Here is a 2390-nt window from a genome sequence, read left to right as displayed (position 1 = left end):
TGGGGCGCGGGCAGCGCGGCCGCGGTCGAGGCGCTGCTTGCCGAAGCGCGCAAGCGGGGGCGCAATTTCCCGGTGCACCGCCCCGTGGGGGCCGATGCGCTTTACCGCTTCATCGACAGCGACGTCTTCTATTACGAGTTCCTGCCCGAAGCCGTGCGCTGAGGCGGGCCTCTCTGGCCTTCGCGGCCCATCTCGTCCATCGGGGGCGCGGACAGGGAACGAAAGGCGAATCGACGGCGATGATGGGGCGGACACATCTGGCGTTCGGGGCGGTGGCGGGGGTGCATCTGGCGGAGCTGACTCCGGCGCTCGGCCTGCCGATCATGGCGGCGGCGCTGCTGGGCTCGATCCTGCCGGATCTCGACACGCCCTACAGCAAGCTCGGCCGCCGCTTCTGGCCGGTCTCCAAGCTGGTCTTCGCCGTCTTCGGCCATCGCGGCGGCACGCATTCGCTGCTGTTCACGGCGCTGGCCATGGCACCGATCTGGATGGTGTCGCCGCCCGTGGCCATCGCGCTCGGGGCGGGGATCCTGACCCATCTTGCCGCCGATGCGATCAGCTTCGGGCAGGGGCCGCGCTTCAAGATTAGCGGCGCGGGCGTGCCGCTCCTGTGGCCGCTGACCGAGGCCAAGGCCGGAGTGCGGCTCGTCAAGGTGAACGGGCCTCTGGAAAACCTCGTGATCCTGCCGTGGATGGCGCTTTATGCCGCACAGTCCGGCTGGGAGCTGATCTGAGCCCGCGCACCGGTGTTTCCATATGCCTACCGCTGGGATAGGTTGGCGCAAAACAAGGCAGGCACCGGATCCCCCATGGCACTTCTGCGCATTCCCGTCCTCCTCGGGCTCATCGTTCTTGCCGCGGGCTGTTCCAGCCTGCCGCGGGGGGCTGCGCTGCGCAGCGAGATTCTGCAGACGCAGGTCGCCGACGATCCGGCGCTGCGCGATTTTGCCGTGGCGCCGGTAACCCGCGCGCTGCTGCCGGTCTATGCCGCCTGGCCCGGGCACGGCGGCACGCGTCATTCCTGGATCGACCGGGTCGACCAGCCCGAGACGCGGATCATCGCGCCCGGTGACAGCATCGACATCACGATCTGGAGCACCGAGGAGAACGGCCTGCTGACCACGCCGGGGCAGCGCTTCGTGGCGCTGCCGCAGCAGCGGGTCGGCGCGGGCGGCACGGTGTTTCTGCCCTATGTCGGCACCGTCAAGGTCTCGGGCATGAGCCCCGAGACGGCGCGCGACCGGATCGAGGCGGAATACGTCGAGGTCACGCCCTCGGCGCAGGTGCAGCTCGACTTCAGCGAGGGGCGGCAGAACACCGTGAGCCTTGTCTCCGGCGTGGCCAAGCCGGGCAGCTACCCGCTGCCCGACAGCGATTTCACGGTGCTGGGGCTCATCGCCGAGGGCGGCGGTGTCGCAGGATCGCTGCGCAATCCGCAGATCCGGCTGAACCGCGACGGGCGGCTCTACGGCACCTCGGTCGAGCGGCTCTTGGACAACCCGCGGCTCGACACCACGCTCAAGGGTGGCGACAAGATCCATATCGAGGCCGACGACCGCAAGTTCCTGTCGCTCGGCGCGGCGGGCAGCGAAAGCGTGCACTACTTCACCGAAGACCGGCTCGACGCGCTGGAGGCGATGTCGATCATCGGCGGGGTGGCCGAGAACCGCGCCGATCCGGGCGGCATCCTCGTGCTGCGGCGCTATGCCCCCAAGATGGTGACGCCGGGGCCGGCCGGGCCGGACCACGCCCGCGTCGTCTTTACCATCGACCTCACCTCGGCTGACGGGCTGTTCAGCGCCGGAGAGTTCGAGATCCTGCCCGGCGACCTCGTCTATGCCACCGAGAGCCCGGTGACCTCGGCGCAGACGATCTTCAGCCTGCTGGGCACCAGCCTCGGGCTTGCCAGCCGGGTCGGCGTGGGGCTCTAGGCGCTCCAGCGCCCCACGGCGCAGAGCCTGACATTGGCGACCTGCGCGCCACCGGGGAATGCCACCGCGCCTGCCGCACGGGGCATCCTGAGCGCGGCCGAGCCGGTGCCCGTTTCCTGCAGGAGCGGCCCGAGGTCGCCGGGCGCGAGGCTGGTGAAATCGGCCTCCGCGCCGGGCAGGGTGGCTATGACCTGCGGGCTCTCGGCGAAGGGGGCGGGAAAGCTCCAGACATGTTCGAGCCGGTCGTCCGAGATCCGTGCGAACAGCGCCGCGTCGGCCTGGGCGATCTGGGTGCCGTCGGCAAAGCGCAGGTAGCGCCCTGCCGCCGTGTCGCCGTTTTCGAACACCGCGCCGCCGGGCAGCCCGCCCGCGAGCGATACCGGTCCGAGCAGGTCGGCCTGGCCGATCTCGCGCCGCCAGCCCTGCCAGAGCCCGCCCGAGCGCGCGCGGCGCCAGACG

Annotated in this window: 2 protein-coding genes and 1 pseudogene; 2 read left to right on the top strand and 1 reads right to left on the bottom strand. The window is 70.5% G+C overall.

Going from position 1 to position 2390, the window contains the following annotated elements; translation table 11 throughout:
• Positions 1-242: 242 nt before the first annotated feature.
• Positions 243-734, top strand: coding sequence for a metal-dependent hydrolase (locus NHG85_RS02730; protein ID WP_253329588.1), 492 nt, complete (start codon positions 243-245; stop codon positions 732-734).
• A gap of 75 nt (positions 735-809) precedes the next feature.
• A complete protein-coding gene (locus NHG85_RS02725) occupies positions 810-1931 on the top strand; it encodes a polysaccharide biosynthesis/export family protein (RefSeq protein ID WP_253329586.1) in 1122 nt (373 codons plus the stop codon).
• On the opposite strand, the pseudogene NHG85_RS02720 reads toward NHG85_RS02725, so the two are convergent.
• A pseudogene (locus NHG85_RS02720) lies at positions 1928-2390 on the bottom strand (hypothetical protein); the annotation flags it as partial. The gene NHG85_RS02725 and the pseudogene NHG85_RS02720 overlap by 4 nt on opposite strands.

The sequence above is a fragment of the Limimaricola litoreus genome, assembly GCF_024159025.1.
GTDB lineage: Bacteria > Pseudomonadota > Alphaproteobacteria > Rhodobacterales > Rhodobacteraceae > Limimaricola > Limimaricola litoreus.
Note: the sequence above shows the minus strand (reverse complement) of the source record. Positions and strands in the feature narration are given on the sequence as shown.